Source organism: Paenibacillus sp. DMB20 (assembly GCF_000987955.1).
In the GTDB taxonomy this organism is placed as follows: domain Bacteria; phylum Bacillota; class Bacilli; order Paenibacillales; family Paenibacillaceae; genus Paenibacillus_AQ.
The window spans coordinates 39306-65341 of sequence record NZ_LAZU01000033.1; the positions used below are offsets into that span (position 1 = coordinate 39306).

Sequence of the window (26036 nt, forward strand, 5' to 3'; positions counted from 1 at the left end):
TGTTATTCGCTCAAGCCAGTATGCCGACGATCTCCCCCTGTATTTCCGCAACATAAAAAAACATCCGGGCAGAAAAGATCCCTGAATGCGGCTTTTAATTTATTTCTGTCTTTTGAGAAAAAAGATAGCTCTTTATAATAGCCATCCACAAAAACCTCGGCCGCTTCATCACGCACATCGCGCTCATAATCTGCCATGCGTTTGATTTGAACCACCTTGGGCCCCCCTTATATCAAAATCACATTACAGATGAAAAACAGGTTCCTTGCTTCCAAAGTTGATATCGTCATTCCGTTATCAACATCATACTTGAATAATAAATTACACCCATCCGGCTGGGGTACAGATTTGTTCTCCGTCTTCGGTCGGAGTTTCGACCGCGTGTTCTGGCGACCGTAAATTTACCGTATCAAAAAGCAAAGACTGTCCTAATAAGTTGCAGCATCAACTTAGGGGACAGCCTTATTCGTCGTACCTGGTTGGAACCATTCCTTCTACATCTTCTGCACCATATGGTCTTCAAGATTAACCGTAATCCTCAATTACGGATATTTTGTTCTCTCTGCCGTTCTTAAACTGCCGCTTGCATTGTTAGAGACGCCTTATACATGCGCATCCGGAGCCTTATCCGCCACAAGATTTAAAATCATGTTATGCTCAAGAAATGCTTTTAATCCACAGAGAACCATGGTGTACCCCCCCATCGAGTCAATGGCTTGACGTACGATCTCATCGCCGTTCCCTGCAAAGCCGGAATTCTTAATGGTAACAAACGTCTCGTCATCTGCGCGGGAGGTAAATATCCACTCCACCGCAGTGCCGTCCATGGATTCGATCAGAATCCGCTTGTTGGGCTCGATTTCTTTCACGTACACGTTATCCGAGACGCCATACATCTCCCAATCCCACCGGACATGCTTTCCCGCTTCCAATCTCCCGCTGCTCTTGGTAAACCAAAATTTGGTGGTAATGGCCGGGTCGACAAAAGCTTCAAATACCTCTTGGACCGGTCTTCGAATCAGCATTTCCGCTTGAACAACCGGCATTTGGTTCAGGATGGTCATCATTTATTCCCCTTTCCATATTCAATAATAATAAGCCATTAATTCCTCGTCATACCCTTGGCCTTTATACACCAATGCATTCTTCTCGATACCGTACGTTTCAAACCCCAGTTTCTTATACAGTTCGCTGGCTGTTTTATTGGCGGTCACCACGCTAAGGTGGATTTGCTTCAATCCTTCTATTTCTTTACCTCTATTCAATACTTCCTCTAATAGCGTTTGGGCTATTCCCTGTCCCCGGTATGCGGGCGATACATATACTCCCCAAATGGTGCCCTTATGTTTCAGTTTCATCCCCGACTCTCTTACGAATCCAACCATGCCTCTAAGCTGCCCATCCTCGGTATATGCCCCCAGGATATAATTATCTTTTTCGTTCTTAATCCTTTTGACCACATTGTCTAGCGGAGTCCCTGCCGAATCTTCGTAAGAGGATCCGAACGCTTCAGGATGCGTCTTTAATGCCTCCAGCCTTAGCTCCCAAAACATCCCAACGTGTTCCGGCTGAATATTTTTAATATGAATCATTGCCAGTTCCTCCATCCTACTCTTGTGACTTGATAAAGTGAGGTTATCCCTCGCGTTAAATATTCATTAGCTGATGGCTTCGGCTTTTTCAACCTCACCCGCATGATATTGTTTTTGGGTTGAATGGAGTACCGTATCCTTCTCTTTATCCCATATGGTACTGTACTCAAATACTCCCGGCTCAAAAAATAAAGGGATTCGTTCCCGGAACCAATCCTGCATGGGAAGATCATCCGTGTGGTCCTTATCCACCCATATCAATTCCCCTTCCGGGGGATCGTTCAGCAATTCCCCCTCAAAGGATGTGACCAGATAATGAAAAACCATATATCGAAGCCCGGAATTCACTTCGCAAAACTCAATCAATCCTTTATAGGTGATTTCTTTAACCATGAGCCCGGTTTCTTCTTTCACTTCTCGAATGGCGCCGTCTACAATGCTTTCCGGAAAATCCACTTTTCCTCCGGGAGCGATATATCCCGGGAATCCCAAATGCTCCGGACGATTTAGCAGCAATATTTTGTTTCCATCCTGGATCATGCTCATCGTTAGTACTTGATGTTTTACTTCAACAGTCATTCGGCTCCCCCCATTTTTGCTGGCATGGATGAAACGCTTATACTATTGTGCATTATGATTTGAAGTCCCTGTGGTCCTTCTATTCTAAAACCACGATCCATGAACCCTGCTTTTTCATATAGTTTTCGGGCGGCATCATTTTTTTTCATTCACAGCCAAAAAAAATCTCATTAGCCTCTGAAAAAAAGGCTCTGGACGAAGCCGGGCAGCCTGTTCATGGCTTCCTTGGCGTATCCCTTTCCTTGATATTCGAAATTGATCGAGAAAGCCCGTACCAATATCGCCTCCACGTTCCCGACCTTGCTTGCATACTCGGAATGTTTGTGCAGGACAAAGAAACCGATCGGCGTTACGTCCTTCAAAATAACAACGGGGATTCTGTTCACGTCCTGCAGCGCGGTTTCGAGCACTTCCTCCGGAAGTGAGGTAAAGCTTTTTTGATCGCCGGGAAGCTCAAATGAAACAAGTTCCGCGTAGTGTTCCTCCTTATAGACGCTAAGAGAGATGACGTTGGACATGTTGGTTCTGCTCCTTTTGACTAATGACTATTTCGATCCGTTGCCAATTCAATTTTTTTGGACCGTTTCGATCCATTCACCATTCATACGTTTTTGCCTTCTATTTCAATCGTTTCATTAACGGGTGATCTTCCCTCAGCTCCAGCAGGTCCCACAGATTTCCGTATAAATCTTTAAATACGGCAACCATGCCATAGGATTGCTCCTTAGGTTCTCTTACAAACTCAATTCCCCTGGAAACCATCTCATGATAATCTCTCCAAAAATCATCCGTGTTCAAAAACAGGAAAACTCTACCCCCGGATTGATTGCCGATAAACGCCTCTTGTTCCGGTTTGGACGCTCTGGCCAGCAATATGGTGGTACCGGCCGAACCCGGCGGGGATACCACGACCCACCGTTTATCCTGTTCAGGCTGGTAGGTATCTTCAATTAACGTAAAGTTCAGTTTCTTCGTGTAAAACTCGATGGCCTCATCGTAATCTTTAACGACGAGCGCAATATGTACTATGGATTGAATCATTTTCTCCACTCCCAGGCCTACATTTTTTTATGCCTAAATCTATGCCTTCATTCATTATTACACAGGATGCAACCATGGCACGACAAATAAATCTGATGCTTGCGGCATTTCGGGTAACCCCGCGGTATCGTTGGGCTATCCTCATCCTCTTCCTCTTCGATTTCTGACCAATACAAATAACTGTTCATATTTACGTTTTCTTGATCAAAAGCATGAATCATAGACTGAAACCGTGATAGACATTCCAGCACCCAATCCTTCCGGGGTTCATAACTTAAACGTTCCCATCCCAAGCCTTCCATGGCACCGGAAATCGTTCGAAGCATAAATGCTTTTTCTCTTTCAAAATGGTTTAATGTCCACGGCATATCGTCAAGAGCAAAACCGATCGTTCCCACACCTATGACGGACTGATCCTGTTGAGCAAGCCATATGATCATTTCCTTTTCTCTATCCGCCTTCGCAAGAATCGATCCGCTTAAAACCACGACCTCAACAAAAACGGAGGTCAATCCGTTTGACATCCTAATGTCATCCATTTCATGCCTTCGGTTTTTCGGCATGCATATCGTATTCGACATCGCTATTATCCTTTACATCAGATTGAACAAAGTTTAGAGAAATCTCAACGCTCTGCTCTTGCGAGCTCCAAAACGTGACTTGCCTTGTATACTCCATCAGCCCTGGAAAAGCCGGCATCTCTGTACAACTTATCGGCTGCTGGATTCTCAGTGTATAAAGTTAAGTCGTATTTTTCGAAAGTACTAACTCTTTCAATGAACATCCCCGTTTCCACCTTCTTTTCATTGGTTAACTTGTCCTTCAGAGAAGCTCTCATTACGGTTGAATCCCTATGCATATTGCCAATTTCCGGATATAATCATTACAGCAATATTATTCAGTTTGAGATGGGAGTTGCGAAAAATGAATCAGCGAATCGATCTCCAACCTGATGAGCTCCTGCAAATCGCCAAAGGGTTTAACCAGGCTTCCCAGAACGGACAAAACATTATTCAGCAGTTAAACACCGTGATCGACCAATCCGAAGGCCAGTGGGAAGGCGAACGACAAAGGGAGTTTTTCCACAGAATTCAGGAGAGCCTGTCCTCCGTAAAGACTTATCTTCACGGACTTCAGGAAACCGGTACGCAGCTTCAACGGACGGCTTCGCGTTTTCGAGATGCGGATCAATCCCGCTAATCATATCATGTTTGTCTAGCAATAAAGCCATGAGAAGATCTCATGGCTGTTTTTTCTGCACTTCTCTTTTTTTAACCGATGGCTAGGCATTCGTCAGTTGAGCAGCGAAACGTTCTTCTTCATCGTCTACATAACCGGTGAAAACCACTTCTTCAATATCTTCATGATTGAAAGCGTAAGTGTAATCCGGGTTGATGTATCCTTCCGGATACAGGCATCCGATATAGTCAAATGAACGGGGCGGTTCGGTCATCATGATCTGTTTTCTTCCATAAATCACAAGTTTTTTGGTCCCTTCTCTCAACCGAACGATGGATCCGTTGGGGAGAAGCGTTTCTGGTTTGTTCAAGGCCGGTTGCCCTCCTTTATAAGTACTACTTTAGATATCAGAAAGTATAACTTCAATCGAAACACATCCTGATATCGCAAGAAAAACTACATTGAAGAGCGGTCTGTCTTCATTGAGAGTACGTCGATAGATGTTTTTGTTACGTCGAAGCCTTGCCGGCCCGCTTCAGCCAGTAATAACGGTGCAGCTCCAGGATAAAGTGAAACATAACAAAAGCCAGCATGGCATACACGCACATCAGAACGATCGTGACCGTCTTCTCGCTTACGAACATGAGAGAGAGATTGGCGAGCAAATAACCAAGACCGGTCAGTATGGTTAGCGTCATCATGGACATGCCCGAGCGATCTTGACTTTGCATTCGTGGAGTCTCCAGTTTCCGGATATGGGATCGCACATACTGGTAAAGAGCAAATCCGTATGCGGCAAAAGACCCGACTGCATACCAGGGAGTCGTCAAATGAAGCCCGCTGTACGCAAACTTTTGGGTAACGATCATAAATCCGACCGAGCAGACGATCCCAAACACCCCTCGGAACAAGACATAATTCAGCTGAAGCTTCCGGGGAACCGCAATGAGGGCCAATGCCCATGCATTCATGATAACAAGCGGCGGGAGCAACAGATAGGCATAAAGCGGTTCGTACGGTACGCTGAGCACAGGGATAACCAGAAACAGGTTAAGAAAAAAAAAGTACCAATATTCCTGCGTTCAGCCTAATACCGCTCACCGGATATAAGGATAGATAAGTTCGAAACGCCTTTCTGTTATATTTCGTTCCCTCCCAGACTTGGCTTTCGACTTGATGGTTGTGATGTTTAGCCATTTACTTAAACCACCCCGAAACGGTAGACCACACATTTTTGGCCCCATGCTTGACGATGTCCTTCAAGGAATCATCCTCTCCATCCTTGTCCAGATCCATATCCAATTTAATCCCTTCTGCAAGGTAGGTCAGTCCTACCGATACGCCAAAACCGACGGCACCGACGGCAAGCACAGGCGCAGCCGCCGGCATGATGGCTGCCGTAAGAAGCGTGGCCCCTACGGTCGTGGCTCCGCCGACAACGACGTTACCGATAATGTCTCCCGCTATTTTATCGGACGAGGCATGATTCTCCAGATTTTCTTGGGTATCCGTAAACACGTCGATACCAACGCTCGCCCAGCCGAGTTTGTCCTTTAACGCTGCCTTGGCTCCATATAAAGGATCGGCCATGGCAGCGATTTCCTTGATTTTGGGTGAAGCCGTTCCATTGGCAATCTTGGCTTCGATATCCTTAAGATAATAGATTTTGTAATCCCTGGGTCTTCCGTTTACGTGCGGATTCGACCTGACCGATTCGTAGCTCTCCCGGACCAGAATACGCGGAAGCCTGCGGTCAAGCTGCTGCTTGACCATGTACCCGTTGTGGACCCTGTATCCCAATCTGGCCACGGCGGTCGCGCCCAAAATCGTCCCGGTAATATTACCCGGCCCGTCGAGCGGAGCCATCGGATTAAAACCGGAGATGCCAAGCCCTCCGCCCGATTGATCCTCTTGCTCAAATTTTTCCCGTGTTGTTCTAACGAAGGCCGCCAGCTGCTGCATATTTTGGGATGCAGACTGAAAGTTTCGCTGGTGGTTTGAATACAATGCCATAATGTCCCCACGGCTTGACGACTGCCACGCAGCTCCCTGCAAAGAATGCTGGAGTGCCGCATCCACTTGCTGAAGCTGCTGGGTCACCTGCTCCAGCTGCTGGACGAGTGCATTCAGATATTCGGATCTCATGACGATCTTGGTCATGTTTTTCCCTCCTTTGCCATCGGATCTGTAATATCAATCCGGAGCAAATATGGATAATGTACGCTTCGCAACTAGATACAGACTCTGAATGAGTTCCGTTTTGGTGATTTGGAAACCCTGCACCCGATCGCCTTCCTCTTGCATGAAAAGCCAATGCCCCGCAGGACTGCCGATAAACTGAACGGGTTTTGAACGAATTTCCGTTCCTCGAATAGCGGTCTCGAATATTCCCCATTGGTCAACCGAACAGAAGGCTTCGATTAAAGCTCCCGCCGCTTGAACGTCGGCCCATGTATCGTTTCGCAAGACTGCCTGATGCATAGCGGGATCCGCGCTGCCAAACTGTTCTTGCAACCGCTTAAGCGTCTCAGATCGCATCAGGATTCGATAAGAGCCTTCCTCCGTGTCTGGCAGCGGAAGACGGTCTCCGATTCTCGATAGCTGTTCTTCAAACCCTTCCCCCAATGAGGTCAGGATAACGTCCCCCGTTTTTGAGTTCCATCTCATTTCAACAACCTGCGAACCCGATATGAATGCATAGGTTATTGAGGATTCGCCGTCGGTGCCGTGAACTTCGAGACGAACTGACGCGCTGCTGTACTTGCAGGCTTTTAAATGATCCAATATCGATAACTCGAACGTGATATGATTTCCATCCGACTGAAGGAGTCCCGCATCCTCCAAATTCTTCTTCGCATTCCTATAAAATTCCTCTGGAGGCACGTTCTCGGCTTTAGCCGCACCAAAATCTTCAAGCATCGTTTCCCCTTCCGGGATTCCCATTAACTGGAACATAAATGCCGTTTCCGCCACCGTTAATTGAAACGAAACCGATGATGTCAAATATGCGTCCCTCCTTTTAGCCACTGCAACGACAAGAGTCTATTCAACTTATTTTATGAGGAAAAGGAGAAGGACTCAATCACTCTAAACTCCCATGCCCAAGGCCCTAAATTATACCTGGCTTACTTCACATTTAGCAGCAATTTCATAAGTTGGTATTCTTCATTAGTGAACCCGTGCACAACCTTCGTCTGAAATTTTGAGGTATGCCTTTTCCGTTTTCGATACGAAGCACGACATACCTGTTATGCATATTTCGGCTGTCCCAGCCATACTTCCGTACTGTAAGGTACCGTAATCACGCCATTTGAAGCCATATCGTTAAATCGTTGTTTATGCGCTTTTTGAAAAGATACGAACCAAGCGTCGCTTTCATCCGGCGCTTCCATCCCGGAGATCACTGCCCCCCCAGTATTCATCCCATGTCTCGTTCAGCTCTTGTTTGAATAAATATCGGCTTGGTGCGGAGTCTCCATAAAAATATTGGACCGGTTCCTGATGCCTTGTTGCAGCTAACCGTTTGTTGTATTGATCAACGTTACATACACGCATGGTGTCTCGCAGAAAATGATCATCATCCTGATAGGAGAAAATGGCCAACATTCCATTCGGCTTCAGTATTCTTTTAAATTCTTTTATCGAGCTTTCCGGTTGAAACCGGTGGTAAGCATTGGCCGCCACGATTAAATCAATGGAATGATCAAGCAGCTTGGTATTCTCAGCCATTCCATCTATGTATTCAAGATCCTGTCTTTTTCCAATTAAATCTTGGGCAAGATTGCGCATCTCAAAATCAGGTTCTATCGCAAATATCTTCTTAACGTTTCCTACAAAATGCTTTGTCAAAAGTCCGGTTCCGGCACCGATATCGGCAACTATTCCTTGGCTGACATTCGCGGCATCGATGATGAACTTGCTGGCTGCGATTGAATAAGGCAATCGATACTTTGCATATTGCCCAGCCTTCTCACGCGTCATTTTATTCATGGTTTAGCCTCCTTCCAATAGGTGGTCCCCTGTTCCATTTCGCCGGTTTCATGATCTCTTAAAGTGACGTCACTTCTGTTATATTCGTAAATATTTGTTCCTGGATCTAAGCTTTACGTGAACCAAGTACGCATAGAAATAATAGAAAGCGCGACTTCTTGATTCAAATCAACTCACTTCCCTTAAAACTCTTGATTAAACCTCCCCATAATCATCGTATTATAGTATTTGCCGTCGGAAAGAAGTTTATCATTTCTTAAGATCCCTTCGATTTCAAAACCAAATCGTTTATACAACTCGATGGCTTTTACGTTTGTTTCCAATACGTTCAACGTCATTTTTTTTGATCCCATTGGAGTCGGCCCAGGAAACAGATTCTTTCAAAAGATTTTTTTCCGATGCCGTATCCCCAGTACTCTTTAATTACGCATACTCCGAATTCAACTTTATGAGCGAATCTCTTCAATTCATTTCCTTGACAGCGTGAAAACCCGACGATCCGATGATTGACAACCGCAACTAGAAACAAGTTTCTTGATTTCTCGGTATCCGTTTGAACAATATGCTCAAATCCTGATGCATCGATGAAGGCCTCACCGCTTTCCCTATCCATGTTTTCGGTTTCCCCGTCAATTTGCAATCTCAGGGCAGACAAAACTTTTGCGTCTTCTTTAGTTGCCGACCTTACGATATAACTTAATCCGTTAACATTAAAATCCCGTTGGTTAATGATCATAATCAATCTCCATATCAAAAATAGATTTTTCAGACATTCAGCTAAGAAGCTGTTATGAGAAGTGGCTTTGAGTCGCTTTATACTTCTTCATATCCAATGGATACCATAGGACATGAAACAGGATATGGACGATAAAAGCCGAAATTATACCGTATCTCCAAAAAAAGGAATCCGCAGAATAAAGATACCCATAAATTCCCAAGCAGTGCTGAAGCGACAAACAAAAAGGATGGTTTGCATCCAGCCTGAATATTACCCGGAATATGAAGTAAACCAAACGATATCCCGGTTAATAAAAGACTTAGCCAAAAAGCTGTCGATGACGATTCAATAAAAAAGGACATTCCCCACAGAACTAAGCTTAGCAACCCCCATCTAAACAATACTTCTTCGACAATTCCCCCTGAAGTTATTCTAGTCCATAAACCTAACCGATTTCTTAGCATTTCGGATATTTGTACTGTTTTATCATCTAGATTGGGCCTTATCAAGAAGTAATAACTGGACATCCAAACCAAAGAACAAATCATACCGCCAACTATTCCCCAAATGAATTGATCTAATATCGATTGCAGATTGAATTCATTGTTGATTATTCCTTCTATAAAAGGATCTCGAAGACCAACCTCCGGTCCCATATAAGCCCCTGCGGCAGAAGCCAACGCGACCAGAAATAAGGTTTGAATGAACACAATCATAAATATAGCTTGTTTGGATGTCGTTTTTATTTTCAGGTACTTCATATAGTGACTTGCTTGACTGAACGCTCATTAGTAAAATGCCAGGAATACTTATGAATACCATGATTAGAAAAAGTATAACGTTTACCATTTTAGTTCCTCATTTCTTCGTTGCTTACAATAAATCTTTTTAATTCTCTTATGTCTGTGATTTCTGCACTAGGGCATACCCCCATCTTCTTCATCGTTTCAGCATCCCCCTGATACGAAATAAAACGAATGCCGGCTTCAGTCGATGCCTTTCCGTCTATCCAAGAATCTCCGACGGATACCCATTCTTCGGCCGTAAAATTCTCATAACGTTGTAATACATAAAGAAATCCATCAGGGGATGGCTTTAGCGACTTCATCAGCTCCCTGCCGACAACGCAATCGAAATATTCAAGAATGCCGTTTTTTCTTAATGCACCTTCTGCAGCTTCGATAGAGTTGTTCGTAACGACAACCATGCAGTACCTATCATGCAACTCTTCAAGAATTTCAATAACCCCCGACTCAAGATCGGCATCTTGCATACCCCTAACCTCATACCTTTTCGGAATCTCCCACATTTCTTTAACCAATGCATCCGTCATCCGGTTGGTTATTGCGGCTTCCGCAATGATGGTTGATGAGGTATGGTTCGAAATATCCAGTTCAGCAGGAAGTATCCCATGAGAAACCAGGTATTTAAATGTCTCATTTTTCATGGAATGAAAATCAATGCTTGATCGCAATATGGTATTGTCCATATCAAATATGATGCCTTTAATCTTTTTGTTCTTCATCAATATCAACCCTCCAACTAAACCTGTTGATTCCCGGCAATGGGCCCCATCTCTACGGCAAACCCACGTTGATTCGGATATAAAAAGGTTCCCTTTCGTGAAACAGTTGACCGCTTTTGAAGGGCTGGATTCATCTGTTTACGAGTCGGGAACCTTTAATGCCAACCAGAATCGCATCTCGAAATGCTTTTATGCAATGTCTCCGGAGTTGAGTAGCGGTACCGAATTACCGATTAAAAACTATACTTCGCCAGCATTTCTCCCCAAGGAGCTATTCCTTGTTCTACAAATCCTAGCTTCGCATATAGTTTCTGTGCTTGAGTGTTCTCAGGATCATAACCGAGTAGTATGACATCCGTTCTGTCTTCCCTGTTGTGAATATCATCAATAACCAACTTCATCGCTTGTACGCCATACCCTCGTCCTTGAAAACGTTCATCAATCATGAATCTGTATATCCAATAGTTACTGTCATCAAGATCTAATCCATACATTGAAAAGCCTATTAACATCTCTTCAAAATAAATGGCTTTCGCCACAAAACCGGGTAAAAATTGAACTTCCGCAATCGAATATAGATTAGAGGCAATAAAATCTTCTTGTTCTTGTCTAGGCTTCAATTCAATGCAATCTTCCCAATTATCCTTATCAATCGCTCTTAAAGTAATCATAAATCGGACTCCTCCATAGTTGTAGAGAAATCCTAGGTTGAGGACTCTCTACTCATTATTTTGACATCACCGGCAGGACAATAGTGTAATAAGTACTCATATCACATCACTCCTCTCAAAATATCTCTCAAGGTTTTACGCTCGCATCAACTTCGTCCCTTGGAGTTTGTTTGCCATAAATCCTGTTTATTTCTTCGGATAATAGATCTCCGTCATTCCATTAGGTTGCAGTGTGTCGTTAAATGTTTCATATCTTGGTTTAACAGTATCTAATCCATACTTCTTCTGATGATCCTGGTCGCAAAAATACTGCCAAAATGAACATATGTGCTTCTCCTCAAATCGAAATACTTCATATTCTTCTTCAGGGAGTGTTAAAGAGACCATCCCTTCAGGTACTTCTCTGATATGGCTTACTATCAATCCTACAGTCATTTTAGATCCATGATCATGAATTACCATGTATGTATTATTATCCATTATTTGATCCTGGATTTCATCCTTTCGGGCATCAAGAGTTGCAAAAAGATGTTTTTTCATCTTCATACGATTGTGGGAGTTGATTTTGCACTCCGATCAATAGCCGCTTCCCGAAACGTTCCCGTCTAACTGTCCACAATTCTTCCATATTTACAGTGTTTTGTTCAGACATTCATATCACCTATTATATGAGAATAAATTTATGAATCATCACTGGCTCTTAATTCCTGATTTCATTCACCCAACCAAGTCTTGCAATTCGAAATATGCGTCCTTAAGCCAAGGATGAACAACTCTAAGGTTTTCTCGCTGTTCCCATAAAAAATTAATGTATTCAAATGCGGCATGGTTCAATGAATGCTCGAGTTGCATCATCATCTGATCCAAATATGGTGGTGTGCCGCTCTGATCCCACTCTATTTTATCTGCAACAAATAAGACCTTATCTAATAAAGTCGAATCCTTTTTTTAATGTCGTGTGACAACCGACTGCATGAAGAATTTCCTCATCCTTAATATTAAATAGGTCTTTGGCCATTTCCTTCGAAATCTTCTGATGAATGATCATCGGAAAAATTTCTTCTTCCGGCAGTATTTCGATGCCTAGTTGTTGTGAAACATGAATCCTTGCATCGTTAGAAAAGACAGCGCTAATATCATGCAAGTATCCGGCAATTTCAGCAGAATCCATATTTGCATTGAATCTTTGAGCAATCTTTCTCGCTGCCTCCCCGACCTTAATACAATGGTCCGCAGTCTTCGGACATTTATTGTTTATTAAGAAGTTATGTATGTCCTCTCTAAGGTTTCCTGTTAAAGTATGTAAAACGAGGTTATCATATACTGGCTTCATGAGTAAACCCCCTTTAATTAAGAAGGAATCTCTTCAAAATGTTCGACCGTAGGGAACGGCTCATAAAAATGGTGTAACAATTTCTTCCATTCTTGATACTCTACCGATTCCCGAAATCCTTTCGTGTGGTCTTCTAACGTTTCCCAACGGACCAACAATATATATTTATTCTTGTCTTCTATGCATTTCCGTAATTCGTGGTTTATGTAACCTTTCATCTTGCAAATTATTCCCGCCGCCTGCTTAAAATTGTATTCGAAATCCTCTGTCAAACCTGGTTTGACTTGCAGCAATGCCACTTCAAGTATCATTCTTATTTTTCCTTTTCCAGATATTATAGTGAGCGGCCGCGAAACGGTTAGTCGGTGCGGATGTGTTCCAGCAATCGCTTGCTCAATTTATCTTCTGGAACCGCGGCGGCTTGACCGACGATACTTTAACACATTGTTAGCTGAAGTTTTCTCCTGGGATACTTAGAGCTTTGCATCCAGGTTTCGTCTAATTTCTTGAATTAATAGCTTCTTTTCATCCTCTGAAATTGCATCGGCTGATAATTTCCGTGCTACAACAGGTAAAATCCATGGAGTAACTTCATCATAGGTAATTCCGGATAATTTCGTGTATTCATCCATAAAAATGTGGATTAAAGGCTCTCTTATGGAATCAAAAAAATCCAAAACACGCTCAGGGAGATCGGATGGCAATATCGCATATTTTACCATAATAACATATATTCCATGTTTTTAAATAGGATTCAATCGTATGATTCGGTAGCAGATTTAGTGATATCCCTTTAGAGTTCAGCCAATGGATTGACTCACTTACCTTATTTCCAGGGATATCAAATGCGAAATGATAAAAGGGCTTATCTCCTGCCTTCTCAGATTGTTCAAAAGTCAAAAAAAGAACGGCCAACCTTCACTGTAAATGATTTATTTGTTCTTTCCACTAAGGTTAATCCAAAGGTACGAGTATAAAATTCTTCCTGTTCTTTTAAGTAATCCGTAAGGAGATTTACGCTTTGTATTTTCAACAATCTCACTTCCTTCCTATTCATGTTCGATTTATCGTTCTTAAAGAGAGTATCCATGTTCATAACATAATCGTCAATATTTACATAATTAAACCACCCACTCTTCTCATTCAGGGTAGATTCCATTCTTCTATTGCATCTTCAATCGAGGCGTTTCGGTATCAATCAAGTAACCCTGTTACTTTGACAATAAAGCTTGCTTTTCGGTATACTTGGTTCATATTTCCAACTTTTGTGCCTTGAGCGAAGGGAAAGGAATGGGTATAGCCATGAAGAACGAGTTGCTCCATATCGGTCCAATAACCATATATGGATATGGATTGATGATTGCGATCGGTATTATTGCAGCCTATCAAGTCTTGGTAACGCGCGCGCAAAAAAGGCAAATAGAGCGTTCCCATATTTCCTCGATTACGCTTTGGGGACTAGTGGGTGGTTTTTTAGGCGCAAAAATCTTATATTGGATAACCCAAGGAAAAAATATAATCGATCATCCTGAAATATTATGGAATATGTCTACAGGTTTTGTGGTATATGGTGGCATTTTGGGCGGAGTTCTCACGGGTTATATCTACTGCAGGTTGAAAGGCTTAAATTTCCTGCAGCTTCTCGATCTGTTTGTCCCCTCTATTGCCTTGGCCCAGGGGTTTGGAAGAATCGGATGCCTTCTGGCAGGCTGCTGTTATGGAGAAGTAGCGCATGGTTGGTTTGGCATTACCTTTCACGAATCTGAGTTTGCCCCAAACGAAGTGAAACTGATTCCTACTCAAATTCTTGAAAGTGTATTTAACTTTGGTCTCTTTTTTTGTACTGATTTATTTGGCGAAAAGAAAGAAAACAAACGGATTCATAGCAAGTCTATATCTGCTTCTCTACAGTCTTGGTAGATTTGTGATCGAATTTTATCGAGGGGATATTATTCGCGGCAGTGTTGGGATCCTGTCTACTTCACAATTTATATCGCTCCTGGTATTGGCAGCTACGTGCCTGGTCATGCTGGCGAAGACCTACCAAACCATGAGACATCGGAATACTTAATCCCGGACATCCTACAATCCCTCCATTTAGCGCAGCTAGCTGATCGAGGACCATAACCTCGAAAGGCGTGAGCTGAATCCGCTTCTGCGCCAATTATTCATCTTGCAAACTAAAGGCAATTCCTATCGTATAGATGAGGTGTTTGATTATCGTACGGATGCTTGTATATGAGTGAATTCTTTTATATGTTCATTCAGTTTTTTTTAAGTTACATTTGGGACAAATAAGACCTCCACGACTTACTCCTGATAATTTAACCTTCAAAGAGCCACACTTGTTGCATTTCGAGTAGTTCACTTCATGAAACGGATTAAAATAAATACATTTTGTCATTGGTAAAAATCCTGACATTCTTGCAAAATCATGGATTGAAAATGTGTTATCTGTTATAAATTCTTCTAGTCTGTTCATTTGTTCTAAGGGTTGCAGACCAAACTCGTGTACTCTAGCTTTCATTAAAGTCAATTTCTTTAATTTATATAAAATACCTATAGGTTTAAGATTATTGAAAATTAAGGTTTTTCCGGATGAGTCCCAGCTCGGTAAAGACTCTAGATATAGTTCCTCGAGATTCGTCAAATCTCCTAATCCGGACAAGTCATGAATTTGTGGAATATGTATCAATCTCAACTTTTTTTAAGTTTACTAACTCAGAAAGGTCGCTCAATTGACCTTTATCGAAAACAAAAATCTCAAGTTCAACTAAATTACTCAGTTTGGAAAGTTTACTATAGTCATTAATCTTACAATTCCAAATTTTTAATGATTCAATATCCGAATTATGAAGCACTTCATCGAATTCTATTTGTGTTTTCTTTATTAATTCAACTTTCTTCATCGAATAAATCCTCTCAATTATTTAATGAACGTCAGCCATGCATCGTAAATCCGTTATTTTATGATGTCAATGACGGCGGGTGGATCTTTAATTAGTTAATTTCTGAAATATATTCATCTTTTAAAAGACCATAATATACAAGGTCCTCATATTGATCCAATTTTCTAACATGCTGTCTTAATAATCCTTCATATTTCATGCCTAATTTTATCATAATTTTTCCCGATGCAGGATTCTTTCCTAGATGACGTGCAAATATTCGGTTTAATTTCATTTCCTCAAATGCATATTTTACTATTCCTTTTGCTGCTTCGGTACAATATCCATTATTCTTATACTTTCTCCCAATCCAATATGCAAGCTCCCCATGACCAAACTTCTTATTGCATCCTATACTTATAGCGCCGATTAAATATTTTTCTTCTTTATGTACAATAGCTAATTCAAGCGATCGATCCTCTTTAAAATTATCGATATGTGTTTCTATCCATTGTTCTGCTATCCCATCCTCATATGGATGCGGGATATATAATGTCATTTCAGCTATGTATTTATCGCCTGCTAATTCTTGAACTACTTTTGCATCATCTAAACTGAAAGGTCGTAAAATCAGTCTTTCTAATTGAATAGTCGGCAATTTTTTCATATACAATCTCCCGCTTAATCTATAATTTTGATATCAAACCCGCTCGCAGTGTATATACATTTTTAGGCGATGCACTGCGATGATTGACTTACAAAAAGTCTTCCAAGTATAGCTCTGCAGGTTTGCATTTTTTACCTTTTGATTCTATGTACCAAGTTTATAGTTAATTGTTAGATGACGTTTCAAAATCCTTAAAATTACATCGCCAATCCGTCACAAACGCCGGATAATATCCTACCCGGTAAGCTACTCTTTGTGAGGCGATATTACTTGAGATCACATCGTAAGTTGGTACACAACCACGATTTAATACTTCAAAGGTTAAGCTGTTTACAAGATAAGTTGCCAATCCCAAATGACGGTATTCAGGAAGTACCTCAATACCAATTTGCCACATCTTTGCACTCACATTACACGCCCCGGCCATGCTAACAATTTTACCATTTTGCTTGGCAAGTACGAACAATACAGTCTGATAAGGATGATTTATATTAGATATAATTGCATTATCAAGTCCTTCAAGCCCCAATAACTTGGAAACCTCATCCTTCTCAACACTTTCATATGTAAAATTGGCTGGCGGTGACAATGGCTTTATTTTTTCTAAATCAGGGAGAAAATGAAGGTAGAGTCCTCTAATAAATGGTGAATTGCCTATACAAATTACTTTATAAGAATTCTTTTTTCATATAGTAGTGTGTATGTCGTCCTGCATTATCTATAATTCCGTAAATTTCAAATCCTTCATTCTTATAAAAATCCAAAGCTTGAACTCGTGCTTCCCCATGTATATTGTTTTTCCTATCTGACTCCAAAACAGGACGTCGGTACAAAGACCTTGTCTTAAACATAAATTACTTACTCAGATTCACTATGCTTTGTATGACTGACTTAATTTCAGTAGAATCTTTAATTACAAATAAGTAGTTTGCTTCTCCTTGTTTAGGATCAGATATATCCTCTTTTTCAGATTCTGTGGTTTGTCTATTCAGTACTTCCATAAAACTTGAGGCAGTCCGAAATATAGATTTACTGCGCTGACTTGCATGTACACGCTCTTGAAGAATGGAATCAGGAAGATCAAAATGAACCAGTACACTTTTAAAATCCTTATCATGAAAATAAGTGAGCAGTTCCGAACGGCCTTTAAAATTGCGGTTTGAATTACTAAGTATGAGATGAAAATCTGTCCTCTGTACAGCATAATCAACAATTGTATTTGTAATAGCATATTTGATCGTATTCGGTCCTTTTAAGGGGCGTAATGATGCATAGTATGTATTAACGAATTCAGCATGGTTGTCTTGATCAATCACAATTGAATTCTTCAATTGTTGTTCTAGTTCTTTTGCAAATGTTGTTTTTCCACTATGGGTCTTGCCTACTGTTATAATGACAAGTCGTTTCAATAACAGTCCCCCAATTTATTAGGTATCCTAATAACCTCCAGATGTTAATTGATGTTTGGCGCGGATTCCCTCGTATTATTTTTCCATTATTTCAATTATATCTGCGTCTATATAACTATCAAATTCAATAGCTTTAGCCGTTCTTTTTTGCCATATCTTTATTGAACAGCTTTTCTACAAGAAACAACGCCATATTTATTCCCGATGATACACCACCCGATGTAATAATATTTCCATCTTTAATTACTTTTTTTATTATTCTCAACTTGAATTCTTGGCCATTTATTTTTCAGTATTGATAGGGCCAAATGATGAGTTGTGGCTGTCTTACCATTTAACAAGCCAGTTTCTGCTAAAATCAAAAGAACCTGAGCAAACAGAACAAATCATTTCAATGTTCCGCGACTTAGCTATATAGTCCATTATTTGTCTATTTTTTAGCACTTTGTTTACCGCTCGTAATGGTCCTCCTGGGACGATTAAAATATCAAATTCAGGCGCATCGTCTAAAGAATAATCCGGTTTAAGTTCGATTCCTGCGTGAGTTTTAATCGATTTTCCTGATTCCGAAAATGTTTTAACTGTAAAAGGTCTTCTATTAGGCAGCAATCTTTTGTACAACATTATTTTTTTGCTGTAGCTTTGAATACGCAGTTAAAGAAAGCACCTCAGAAGGTCCTGATACATCCAATATATCAACGAAGTCATATAACAAAATTCCAACTTTATATTGTTTCAACATATTAGTTCTCCAAAGTAAATTAATTTTTCTATCTTATCCTCACTTTACGAACTCAGAGACTTAATGAGATTCTACGCCGTTTCGCAAGAAGAGGTTGCTACCATGAAAGAACTCCAGTCGGAACCGGTGAAGTTTTTACGCTAGCTCAGCGATTCCAAAAAAATGAAAAATAGTTTCATTTACATAAACCGGGTTTTCTTTGATCATGTGAGGTCTATGGCTACAACTTTCCACTATTACATATTGAGAGTCAGGAATGAGAGCAGTGACGCGCCTAAGATCCGCTTCAGACGCAAATTGATCAAACTCTCCCGAAATAAACAAGGCCGGGCAACTGATTCTCCGTAATTGCTCTTCGCTAAGTTGGGGGTATGTTCGCCAATCCTTTACTTTTTGCCGTAAAAATTCTTGCCAATTTCCACGATGTGCTTCAAAATGCCTTTCCTTCATCAAATCAATAAAGTGATGTCGGTCATTTTCTAAAAGCCATTCGGGCTCAAATTCTTCAGACCCCAATGGAGAAACAAATCCGCTTTGTCCGATTAACGTTAACGATGCGATTCGATCAGGATGATTGACAGCACAATACAGAGAAACTGCTCCTCCCATACTATATCCAATGAAATGAGCCTTGGAAATTTGTAGTTCATCCATGAATGCGGCAATGTCTTCAGCATGTTGAGGAGTACTCCATTCAAGGCTGCTGCTTCTCGTTCGACCATGACCACGAAAATCAGGAAAATAGCAGGTATACTTATTTTGAAAATCAAAAATTTGACTTGAGAAGGCTAATATCCCTCTTGAAAATCCACTATGTAGAAATATCACTGGATCACCGACACCCATTTTTTCATAAAACATTTCGATGTTATTACATTGTACATATGGCAATCTGCTAATCCCTCCTATTATTTTCAGACAGTTATCGTTTGAATCGCGGACGCATGCTAAACAATCGAAGGCTTCAACACCTACTGAATGCATCTTCCTTCGTCAACTCATGATTCAGCTTATTAAACAGACCGTATCTACATCCTGTATCATCTATATGAAACTGGATGATTTCCTCTGCTTCTTTACGATCTTTACATGGCTCTATATCCATAAATTGAGTTACTTCAAAATCTGAAAAATGATCGAAAACTGAATCCGCATCCAATAATGTTAATTCTCTAAGATATAATCTTGTTGTCTCTAATTTTGGGAAGTCTATCATTCGCAGGCTTTCCTTTCCGTTTATATGAAGTCATTGGCGATGACGTGGCTTGGAACGAAGCGGAGAGCGTTCAAAAACTAATTTTCGTTCATACCCATTAACAGGCAGCGAAAACGAAGACTCCCGAGCGTCAATGCATCTCTAAAGCAGTTTTCAGGACTTCCATCTTAACGCTTTCTCGAACTTTCTCCGAAAATTCCGGAAGCAGCCTAGATACATTATTATGTCATGGTTCCGGTTCAATAAAATACTTACAGTATCATTACGCTTGAAGGCAGTTATAAAATATTTCATTAAAAGAATTCTGATCTTCAGTGTAGTTTTCTGTATATTTATTTAACATTCGAATTCCTACCGCATTAAACTCCGGCACAATTACACAGTGGCAACCTGCTGCACCTGATGCATAATAACACTTATCCTGATAGTACCATCCAAAAATACGGTTCTTATCTTCGGTATCCATTCGTAATTCTTCAATGAGCATAAAAACTTCAACGGGTACTAACTGACTATGGTTTATTAAACCTCTATTTAGATGTAAATTCCCCCACTGTGCCAGGTCTCTTGCACTTGAATACAGATTTCTTTCATGACCTTCATTTGACTCAATTCTAACGGATGCATAGCCGTCTGCAGCTTGAAAATCACAAACCAATTTTTCTTTAGGTACCGAAACCCACTCCGTATCAGTTAACTTCATTGGTTTAAATATTCGTTCTGTAATCAGTTCAGCAATATTATATCCTGTAAGTTCTTTTATGAGGTCACACGCTACTTCCTCGCGTTCAATACGATTTGATCCAAAATATTTGGCACCTGATTTTGTAGCTAAATCTCTTATTGTGGTATTGCCCAACTCATATTCAGGCATGTTTGTGAGAACTTCAGAAACTTTACTGTCAATGGACAATTTGCTTTCTACAACAGCAATTGCTGTAGCCAGTCCAACATACGTCTTCCTTAGTGAATACAAGTTGAACATCGAATCAGCTGTTACTGCGAGAGATCCATTCTTAAAATGATGCTTTCCAGAATACCATTCTTAAAATGATGCTTTCCAGAATACCATTCTGTTAAAATTTTGTTGTCCTGAATGATCACAATAGAAGCAGCTGAAGCTCCAAACTTTTCTCCCGCTTCTTCTGTACATGTAATTAAAGACATAAATTTGTTATCCATTAATGTTGGTGTTACCATGATTTCGACCTCCAATTGTTTTTTCAGAACGATCACATAACGTTCCCGAATGATTATTTAAAGACTTCATTAACAAAAGGATAAATAATTGTAAATGACGTTGCTGTCTTTATAACACCTTGTATTTCTGTCAGTCCTGTCTCCTCATTAAACTCTCTAATTAAGGTTTCATAAGGATCTTTGCCAAATTCAATTGTACCCCCGGGTAAATCCCATAGTCTAACAATTGGGGTGCATTTCCTTAAAGTAAACGTCTTTTCTCGAATGTGGAGTTCACGAACCCTAGAGGCTTAAGGCTCCGCCAGGAATCGGCTGCGCTTGTTCAGTTAGGAGTGTCAGATTGACTCCTCTTCCTCGAAATGCCTCGGGGAGACCGAAGATCGGCGCCAGTCGAGCCTGAGCATGAATATAATGTTATAAAAAAATTCTGCCTTCATTGATCGCTTACTATTCTTCTAACTTCGAAGCAATAATCACCGCTTTTTGTGGTGTTAATAATATTTCGGTTGCTGCGAGTTTAGGGTGATTCAACCAGTACTCGCGTACTACGTCTGGCTTACCTCTCCACTCCTCCGGCCAATACTCTTCCGGTGTAAAATCATCCATAATTAAAACTCCGCCTACCCTCAATAGTTTGAATAACTCCTCAGCATGTATTCTCTTTGCATCTACAGCATCAGCAAAAATAAAATCAAATGGTCCTTTATTCATAATTTCTTTCCAGTCACCGGCAATGAACTCTACATTTGCTTGCCTGAAAAAGGGTTTAATTGCTTCAATCTTGTTGATTATCAATCGAAATGAGATTTGAGCTGCTTGTGGACATGGAAGACACTATCCATGATGTACTTACTCCAAGGCCGGTACCGATTTCTAAAATATTGCCCTTAACTTGACCAATTAGCGTATAAAGTAATCTGCCAAACTCATCAGTACAGGACTCTGTAAATCCATATTCAATTGCAAGTTTTTTTTGTAGTTTGAACTAATTCAGGTATGTAAGAGTTACTCCGATAAACTGTATGCATCCTTGATCCCCCAACAGTTGCTTGATAAATTTCATTAAAGATGATACTCGCTGCTCAGTATCGAATAAAAATATTGGTCAGTCCATTGATTTTGCCAGTAGAGTTCTTCTTTAAATACTCCTTCTCTTCTCATTCCTAGGTTTTCCATTAACTTAATCGATTTAATATTCTTAAAATTGCACATGCCAACTACTTTATGTGCTGCAAGATTATTAAAAGCAAATTCCAGTAAGAGTTTGGCGGCATCGATTCCGCAACCATATCCTTGGTGATCAGGGAGAATAGCAAAACCAAATTCCCAACTCCTTCTATGCTCGACATAACTCCAAATCTGAGCCAACCCGACCGGTATTTCTTGTTCATCCCCCAACTTCTTAATAATAAAGTCATAACTAAAATGTGAATCTAGTTTTTCAATATACTTTTCTTTGACGATACTCTTGTCAGATTCAACATATTCTTCAAAAAACCAAATATTTTTATTGCATTCAAGTTCACAAATAAAATCCAAATCATCATAAGTGATTCTTGAGAGACTTATGCGATTTCCATCGATCTTCATGATATTCACTACCTTTCATGGTTTTGCATTGATCTTCCTCGTGTGAACCCTGGAGCCATCAGGCTCTGCATTCGTGAATGTTATGTTACATGCTGTCAGAGTCATCTTCGAAATACCACATTATGACATTATAATTCCATTTATCCCTCTGATTTTCTCAATTTCATTTTGGTCCTCAGTCATAATAACTCCTATTCTTTCATGTGCTATAGTAGCAAGCCAAACTTCCCCATTTTTTAAAGAAGCATATATCTTCAAGTAATTCCGGTTGTAACCATTGGTATAAGCGCTCTGTTTTCCTTATCAAAACTTCTTTCAACTCTTCATTACAATAAAAATAATAAACATCTGCGTAATGACCAAGTAAAGTCGTCCCTGGCCATTCATCCTGCCTTCTTATTTCTTTTATGTATGGCTTTATTTCTTCAATAAATTTTATAGCGTTTTTTATTTAGATCAAGTTGGTCCCTTTTAACTAATAGAAACTCGTCACATATGTTAAATGCTACATCTAATAATTCTTTATATGTAGTTCCTTTAGGTTCTTCAAGAAATTTTCTCATAAATGCTCCTCTATACCATTTTTTATTATTGACCTGATTGCATATAACGTTTCACATTCCCGACGTTCAAGCGGCTTACATTGTTATCCGATGGAACTGCCTTCTTTGAAATTACTTTTAAAATCTCGCAAGAGGGCTCGCTCCTCCGCAGCGAAGATGCATGGTTATCTGATGTCAACGTCATCTTGAATTAATTATCTTTCACTTACTAACCATGTCTTGGCAGCTTCGGGATCAGTATAATATGATATTTTTAAGGTTAATTCCTGCTTTTTTTAATACTTCGTTTTAACCTCCATTCATTTATTCCAGATAATCCAACAAACGATAGTCTCTCAATATAGTCATCTAAATTTTTTTAGATTATTTATTAACTCTCTAAGAACCTTACTTGTTACCGATGTTTTTATGCATATCAACCCATATTTTCAGTTTCTTATTTGTCTTGATTATGAAATCTTCTTCTTGTTTCATCAATTCAAAAAGCTTTTCTTCATCTTTATATTTATTCCCATACTTTAAACAATGAATTTCGCCACCCTTATAATAATAAGGAAATATCGAACCCCCAGGAGATTTCACTTTATTCACTTCCCTTCGTTCAATAATATGTATTTATGATGATTTCCAATAACGTTATTGTGCTCCTAAACCCGAGAGGCTAAAAGGCGTAACGTCGGGCCGCAAGTCTTAGCCTCGCAGGGTTGAGCGCCTGAAACTTTTTTTCTCGAAATCCCTCGGGCAGACCAAGGAGCGAATGCGACCCGGGAGGAAAACGTTGTTTCCGATGTTGCCTCTTCTTTAACTTTTCATACATTAATAACTAAATAACCCCTTTACAAAGGGCGTTATTTCCAAATGCTTTACTTCTTCTATACTAATCCATCTTGCTCCTAATGAATCTTGGTTATCTCCATCAATCTTTAAATGATATTTTTCATTAATAAGTTTTACATTATATATAATTCCTATATGGTGTAATTCTTCTAACTGGTCATCCTTATATGGGTATACGATTGTATATGATTTCGCAGTTCTAATTGTCCCTTCAATTTCATTTATTCCAGTTTCTTCATAAAACTCTCTTTTGAGTGTTTCATATGGTTCTTCACCAAATTCAATTGTTCCACCTGGCAGATCCCATTTGCCTATATGTGGCCCTCTAGACTTTTTTATCAAAAGGATTTGATTGTCATTTATAAGGATGCCATAGACACCTAAATGCGTATATTTCTCCATAACATCTCCCCCTATGCTCTCTTTTTTTTACATGGTTTTAATATTGCTTCAGGCAGTTTCGGATAACGTTCTTATATTCATGAACCCTCATCGGCTTAGATACTTCCTATCTTAGCCGGTGCAGGGTTGTCCGCTGAATTCTTTCCTCTGCCAATCGCATTTCGTGGACCAAGAGTCGACGCCGGTCGGCCTGATGCGTGAATGCAATGTTATAAGATGTCCCGCCTTCGAACATTTGCTAATTCACGTCCCTTATTATTTCATTAGATTATATAACATTCATTGTTGACTGAGTTTCATAGGTCCTAGTTCCCTCAACTACTGAACATTTTTTTTGTCATCCTTATCTTTATAAAATGATTGGTTTGTAAAGAGTCCGGCTGGGTTAAAAATTAACCGCCTTCATGTAAAGGCGGTTAACTAAGCTAATAGAGTACTTTAGCTTCACGTTTAATTATCGGATATTTTTATAAAGTGCTCTTCTAATGAGCCATCCGTTATGGTCGGACTCTTGAATCGAATAGCTCACATTGCTGATTTTGAATCATAGTTATTCTTGATCGTTGACAGTTGAATGTGCTTTCTTTTTCTTCATGATATTCTTTCCATAGTGGTCCGATGTATTTTTCTAATGTTTTTACGACGTCATCTCTTCGGCTGGCTTCGACATTTACAGTGTCATTTGAAATATCATTTCTTATTCGTATGAGCACGAATAAAGGAGGTAATGCAGCCTCACGGAGAGCCTTAATCATGGATTCTTCTTGTGGCGTAATATCCATAATGTAATTTTTCCTTTCCAGTTAGGTTGTGTAGAAATCAATATTAATTGGGCACTGAGGAGGATTGGCAATCATCCTCAGTTAGAAAAAGTCAGCATCTTCCCTAATCTTTCGCAACATAATACAGGACTTACGCATAAACTCCCTCCAAGAATGATGATTGTCGAAGTTTGTTATTAGTCTCATTTACAGTAAACAGGCAAGAAGTAACCAGCATATTCTTCTTATTCGACGTTGTGTTTTCGTATTCCTTGCTATCTAAAGACCATATTTGGTCATTATCTGATGCCACAATATTTTGATTTTCCGCCACGTTTACGAGACTTACGACCAAAGATATTTACCCTTTTCTGAGATTAAGAAATAAGTCTCATCCATTTCAACGATTCTTTGAAATGTTTCAGTAGGAATTTGTTTCAAATCGGATAAGAGTTTATGTTGCATAAAAAAAAGTCATATACGTCACCTCTTCATTCAACAGCTCAGCACATCGCCTAAGTAAATAGATTCGAACATACATTCGATAAAATCGAACCTAAAGATGATGTTTTCAGGTAGTTGAAGAAAGGTATTCGTGAGGTTGTTAAACGTTTGTCGGAAGGATTTACAGCGTAACGTTGGCGTTCGATAACTTTTGTTCGAATTTTAATGACGTATTTGCCGAACCCAACTCCTGCAGACCAAGGAGACGCGGGCTCCGCAGCGTAAATATGGTGTTAGGCAAAGTGACTTCCTCTTTGATTAATCCCACTACTTAACGCACTTTATAATCTTTCTTAAGGAATGCATATATGACAGTATCAACAAACCGATTCCTCCAAATAAAAAGGGTCTGTCAATAAGCTTGTGTAAACTCTAATATATGGGAACCTCCGTTTTATGGGAGGTGGCCTTTCATGGTAAGTGCTGCCCGATTCGTTCATTGCAGAAAACGGACAATTGAAGCAGTATTTGTCCCCAGTTCTGGACACGACCTGTCCACTTGCGAGTAACGTCTACGGTGACCAGATAGAGCATTTTCAAGAGAGCTTCAACGGTGGGGAATATGCTCTTGCCTTTGGTTACTTTGCGTAATTGGCGGTGGTAACTCTCAATCATTCCTCGATCTTCAT

At 40.2% G+C, this 26036-nt stretch carries 39 protein-coding genes and 3 pseudogenes; 4 read left to right on the forward strand and 38 right to left on the reverse strand.

Features of this window, described 5'->3' with window-relative positions; all coding sequences use genetic code 11:
• Window positions 1-2 precede the first annotated feature (2 nt).
• The 8 genes from XI25_RS36375 to XI25_RS17975 all read right to left on the reverse strand — a co-directional run bounded on the left by XI25_RS36375 (window position 3) and on the right by XI25_RS17975 (window position 4050).
• Window positions 3-215 carry a hypothetical protein gene (locus tag XI25_RS36375; RefSeq protein ID WP_327204810.1) on the reverse strand — a complete coding sequence of 71 codons (213 nt, stop codon included), beginning with the start codon at window positions 213-215 and terminating at the stop codon, window positions 3-5.
• A 387-nt stretch (window positions 216-602) separates the two neighbouring features.
• Window positions 603-1064, reverse strand: coding sequence for an SRPBCC family protein (locus XI25_RS17945; RefSeq protein WP_046679598.1), 462 nt, complete (start codon window positions 1062-1064; stop codon window positions 603-605).
• Between the two features lie 21 nt (window positions 1065-1085).
• Window positions 1086-1592 carry a GNAT family N-acetyltransferase gene (locus tag XI25_RS17950; protein ID WP_046679599.1) on the reverse strand — a complete coding sequence of 169 codons (507 nt, stop codon included), beginning with the start codon at window positions 1590-1592 and terminating at the stop codon, window positions 1086-1088.
• Between the two features lie 66 nt (window positions 1593-1658).
• On the reverse strand, window positions 1659-2171 hold the full coding sequence (locus tag XI25_RS17955; protein WP_046679600.1) for an 8-oxo-dGTP diphosphatase: 513 nt from the start codon (window positions 2169-2171) through the stop codon (window positions 1659-1661).
• A 170-nt stretch (window positions 2172-2341) separates the two neighbouring features.
• Window positions 2342-2689 carry a GNAT family N-acetyltransferase gene (locus XI25_RS17960; protein WP_082112418.1) on the reverse strand — a complete coding sequence of 116 codons (348 nt, stop codon included), beginning with the start codon at window positions 2687-2689 and terminating at the stop codon, window positions 2342-2344.
• A 100-nt stretch (window positions 2690-2789) separates the two neighbouring features.
• Entirely contained in the window at window positions 2790-3212 is a 423-nt protein-coding gene (locus tag XI25_RS17965) for a VOC family protein (protein ID WP_046679601.1), read from the reverse strand.
• Window positions 3213-3259: 47 nt separating this feature from the next.
• Window positions 3260-3736 (reverse strand): hypothetical protein, encoded by a 477-nt coding sequence (locus XI25_RS17970; RefSeq protein WP_235439963.1) that lies wholly within the window; start codon window positions 3734-3736, stop codon window positions 3260-3262.
• Between the two features lie 101 nt (window positions 3737-3837).
• Complete coding sequence (locus XI25_RS17975) at window positions 3838-4050, reverse strand: hypothetical protein (protein ID WP_152669165.1); 213 nt, start codon at window positions 4048-4050, stop codon at window positions 3838-3840.
• Between the two features lie 86 nt (window positions 4051-4136).
• Here XI25_RS17975 and XI25_RS17980 point away from each other — a divergent pair, with 86 nt between their 5' ends.
• Window positions 4137-4412, forward strand: coding sequence for a WXG100 family type VII secretion target (locus tag XI25_RS17980; RefSeq protein ID WP_046679604.1), 276 nt, complete (start codon window positions 4137-4139; stop codon window positions 4410-4412).
• Between the two features lie 82 nt (window positions 4413-4494).
• On the opposite strand, the gene XI25_RS17985 is transcribed toward XI25_RS17980, so the two are convergent.
• From XI25_RS17985 to XI25_RS18025, 9 genes and pseudogenes are all read right to left on the reverse strand, one after another.
• On the reverse strand, window positions 4495-4761 hold the full coding sequence (locus XI25_RS17985; protein ID WP_046679605.1) for a DUF4176 domain-containing protein: 267 nt from the start codon (window positions 4759-4761) through the stop codon (window positions 4495-4497).
• A gap of 139 nt (window positions 4762-4900) precedes the next feature.
• On the reverse strand, window positions 4901-5422 hold the full coding sequence (locus XI25_RS17990; RefSeq protein ID WP_235439964.1) for a hypothetical protein: 522 nt from the start codon (window positions 5420-5422) through the stop codon (window positions 4901-4903).
• A 166-nt stretch (window positions 5423-5588) separates the two neighbouring features.
• Window positions 5589-6551 (reverse strand): hypothetical protein, encoded by a 963-nt coding sequence (locus XI25_RS34930; protein WP_235439965.1) that lies wholly within the window; start codon window positions 6549-6551, stop codon window positions 5589-5591.
• Between the two features lie 33 nt (window positions 6552-6584).
• Window positions 6585-7394: a hypothetical protein gene (locus tag XI25_RS18005; protein ID WP_046679606.1), complete on the reverse strand. Its 810-nt coding sequence runs from the start codon at window positions 7392-7394 to the stop codon at window positions 6585-6587.
• Window positions 7395-7639: 245 nt separating this feature from the next.
• Complete coding sequence (locus XI25_RS33420) at window positions 7640-7783, reverse strand: hypothetical protein (RefSeq protein ID WP_160308932.1); 144 nt, start codon at window positions 7781-7783, stop codon at window positions 7640-7642.
• Window positions 7767-8381, reverse strand: a complete 615-nt coding sequence (locus tag XI25_RS18010) for a class I SAM-dependent methyltransferase (protein WP_052759662.1) — start codon at window positions 8379-8381, stop codon at window positions 7767-7769. Before XI25_RS18010 ends, XI25_RS33420 begins: the two co-directional genes overlap by 17 nt.
• Window positions 8382-8563: 182 nt before the next feature.
• A pseudogene (locus XI25_RS18015) lies at window positions 8564-9117 on the reverse strand (GNAT family N-acetyltransferase).
• Window positions 9118-9194: 77 nt separating this feature from the next.
• Window positions 9195-9860, reverse strand: a complete 666-nt coding sequence (locus XI25_RS18020; RefSeq protein ID WP_046679607.1) for a CPBP family glutamic-type intramembrane protease — start codon at window positions 9858-9860, stop codon at window positions 9195-9197.
• Between the two features lie 89 nt (window positions 9861-9949).
• Window positions 9950-10624, reverse strand: a complete 675-nt coding sequence (locus tag XI25_RS18025) for an HAD family hydrolase (protein WP_046679608.1) — start codon at window positions 10622-10624, stop codon at window positions 9950-9952.
• Between XI25_RS18025 and XI25_RS34935 the strand changes: the two genes are divergently transcribed.
• Window positions 10599-10976, forward strand: coding sequence for an IS110 family transposase (locus XI25_RS34935; RefSeq protein ID WP_235439973.1), 378 nt, complete (start codon window positions 10599-10601; stop codon window positions 10974-10976). The two genes, XI25_RS18025 and XI25_RS34935, sit on opposite strands and share 26 nt — an antisense overlap.
• Here XI25_RS34935 and XI25_RS18030 read toward each other — a convergent pair.
• The 5 genes from XI25_RS18030 to XI25_RS18050 form a co-directional block, all read right to left on the reverse strand.
• Window positions 10858-11295: a GNAT family N-acetyltransferase gene (locus XI25_RS18030; protein ID WP_046679609.1), complete on the reverse strand. Its 438-nt coding sequence runs from the start codon at window positions 11293-11295 to the stop codon at window positions 10858-10860. The two genes, XI25_RS34935 and XI25_RS18030, sit on opposite strands and share 119 nt — an antisense overlap.
• Before the next feature lie 186 nt (window positions 11296-11481).
• Complete coding sequence (locus tag XI25_RS18035) at window positions 11482-11835, reverse strand: GyrI-like domain-containing protein (protein WP_235439966.1); 354 nt, start codon at window positions 11833-11835, stop codon at window positions 11482-11484.
• 382 nt (window positions 11836-12217) lie between these two features.
• Window positions 12218-12628 (reverse strand): HD domain-containing protein, encoded by a 411-nt coding sequence (locus XI25_RS18040; protein ID WP_327204811.1) that lies wholly within the window; start codon window positions 12626-12628, stop codon window positions 12218-12220.
• Window positions 12629-12645: 17 nt separating this feature from the next.
• Complete coding sequence (locus tag XI25_RS18045; RefSeq protein WP_046679610.1) at window positions 12646-12939, reverse strand: antibiotic biosynthesis monooxygenase family protein; 294 nt, start codon at window positions 12937-12939, stop codon at window positions 12646-12648.
• Between the two features lie 162 nt (window positions 12940-13101).
• The gene (locus XI25_RS18050) at window positions 13102-13350 is read right to left on the reverse strand and encodes a hypothetical protein (protein ID WP_046679611.1); all 249 of its coding nucleotides are present in this window, start codon (window positions 13348-13350) and stop codon (window positions 13102-13104) included.
• Window positions 13351-13930: 580 nt separating this feature from the next.
• Between XI25_RS18050 and XI25_RS18060 the strand changes: the two genes are divergently transcribed.
• Window positions 13931-14548, forward strand: coding sequence for a prolipoprotein diacylglyceryl transferase (locus tag XI25_RS18060; RefSeq protein ID WP_268794532.1), 618 nt, complete (start codon window positions 13931-13933; stop codon window positions 14546-14548).
• Window positions 14442-14699, forward strand: coding sequence for a prolipoprotein diacylglyceryl transferase family protein (locus XI25_RS35850; protein ID WP_268794533.1), 258 nt, complete (start codon window positions 14442-14444; stop codon window positions 14697-14699). The genes XI25_RS18060 and XI25_RS35850 overlap by 107 nt, the downstream gene beginning before the upstream one ends.
• Before the next feature lie 598 nt (window positions 14700-15297).
• Here the strand turns inward: XI25_RS35850 and XI25_RS18065 are convergent.
• The 16 genes and pseudogenes from XI25_RS18065 to XI25_RS32310 all read right to left on the reverse strand — a co-directional run.
• Window positions 15298-15537, reverse strand: a complete 240-nt coding sequence (locus XI25_RS18065; protein ID WP_046679613.1) for a hypothetical protein — start codon at window positions 15535-15537, stop codon at window positions 15298-15300.
• Between the two features lie 91 nt (window positions 15538-15628).
• Complete coding sequence (locus XI25_RS18070) at window positions 15629-16183, reverse strand: GNAT family N-acetyltransferase (protein ID WP_046679614.1); 555 nt, start codon at window positions 16181-16183, stop codon at window positions 15629-15631.
• A gap of 163 nt (window positions 16184-16346) precedes the next feature.
• Window positions 16347-16772, reverse strand: a complete 426-nt coding sequence (locus XI25_RS32290) for a GNAT family N-acetyltransferase (protein ID WP_235439967.1) — start codon at window positions 16770-16772, stop codon at window positions 16347-16349.
• 265 nt (window positions 16773-17037) lie between these two features.
• On the reverse strand, window positions 17038-17592 hold the full coding sequence (locus tag XI25_RS18075; RefSeq protein WP_046679615.1) for an ATP-binding protein: 555 nt from the start codon (window positions 17590-17592) through the stop codon (window positions 17038-17040).
• Window positions 17593-17919: 327 nt separating this feature from the next.
• The gene (locus XI25_RS32300) at window positions 17920-18216 is read right to left on the reverse strand and encodes a DJ-1/PfpI family protein (protein WP_082112419.1); all 297 of its coding nucleotides are present in this window, start codon (window positions 18214-18216) and stop codon (window positions 17920-17922) included.
• 253 nt (window positions 18217-18469) lie between these two features.
• On the reverse strand, window positions 18470-19225 hold the full coding sequence (locus tag XI25_RS18080; protein WP_046679616.1) for an alpha/beta fold hydrolase: 756 nt from the start codon (window positions 19223-19225) through the stop codon (window positions 18470-18472).
• 587 nt (window positions 19226-19812) lie between these two features.
• Window positions 19813-20535 (reverse strand): serine hydrolase domain-containing protein, encoded by a 723-nt coding sequence (locus tag XI25_RS18090; protein WP_046679617.1) that lies wholly within the window; start codon window positions 20533-20535, stop codon window positions 19813-19815.
• Between the two features lie 11 nt (window positions 20536-20546).
• A complete protein-coding gene (locus XI25_RS18095) occupies window positions 20547-20750 on the reverse strand; it encodes a hypothetical protein (RefSeq protein ID WP_046679618.1) in 204 nt (67 codons plus the stop codon).
• A gap of 53 nt (window positions 20751-20803) precedes the next feature.
• Window positions 20804-21016: an NUDIX domain-containing protein gene (locus XI25_RS32305; RefSeq protein ID WP_082112424.1), complete on the reverse strand. Its 213-nt coding sequence runs from the start codon at window positions 21014-21016 to the stop codon at window positions 20804-20806.
• A 181-nt stretch (window positions 21017-21197) separates the two neighbouring features.
• Window positions 21198-21545, reverse strand: coding sequence for a hypothetical protein (locus XI25_RS18100; protein WP_046679619.1), 348 nt, complete (start codon window positions 21543-21545; stop codon window positions 21198-21200).
• A gap of 267 nt (window positions 21546-21812) precedes the next feature.
• On the reverse strand, window positions 21813-22340 hold the full coding sequence (locus XI25_RS18105; protein WP_046679620.1) for a GNAT family N-acetyltransferase: 528 nt from the start codon (window positions 22338-22340) through the stop codon (window positions 21813-21815).
• Between the two features lie 950 nt (window positions 22341-23290).
• Window positions 23291-23485, reverse strand: a complete 195-nt coding sequence (locus tag XI25_RS18115; RefSeq protein WP_052759664.1) for a hypothetical protein — start codon at window positions 23483-23485, stop codon at window positions 23291-23293.
• 234 nt (window positions 23486-23719) lie between these two features.
• Window positions 23720-24142 carry an NUDIX hydrolase gene (locus XI25_RS18120; RefSeq protein WP_046679621.1) on the reverse strand — a complete coding sequence of 141 codons (423 nt, stop codon included), beginning with the start codon at window positions 24140-24142 and terminating at the stop codon, window positions 23720-23722.
• 497 nt (window positions 24143-24639) lie between these two features.
• Window positions 24640-24924, reverse strand: a complete 285-nt coding sequence (locus XI25_RS18125) for a hypothetical protein (protein ID WP_235439968.1) — start codon at window positions 24922-24924, stop codon at window positions 24640-24642.
• Between the two features lie 232 nt (window positions 24925-25156).
• Window positions 25157-25595, reverse strand: a pseudogene (locus XI25_RS34945) (IS1595 family transposase); the annotation flags it as partial.
• Window positions 25596-25818: 223 nt separating this feature from the next.
• Window positions 25819-26022: pseudogene (locus XI25_RS32310) on the reverse strand (IS256 family transposase); the annotation flags it as partial.
• Between the last annotated feature and the right edge of the window lie 14 nt (window positions 26023-26036).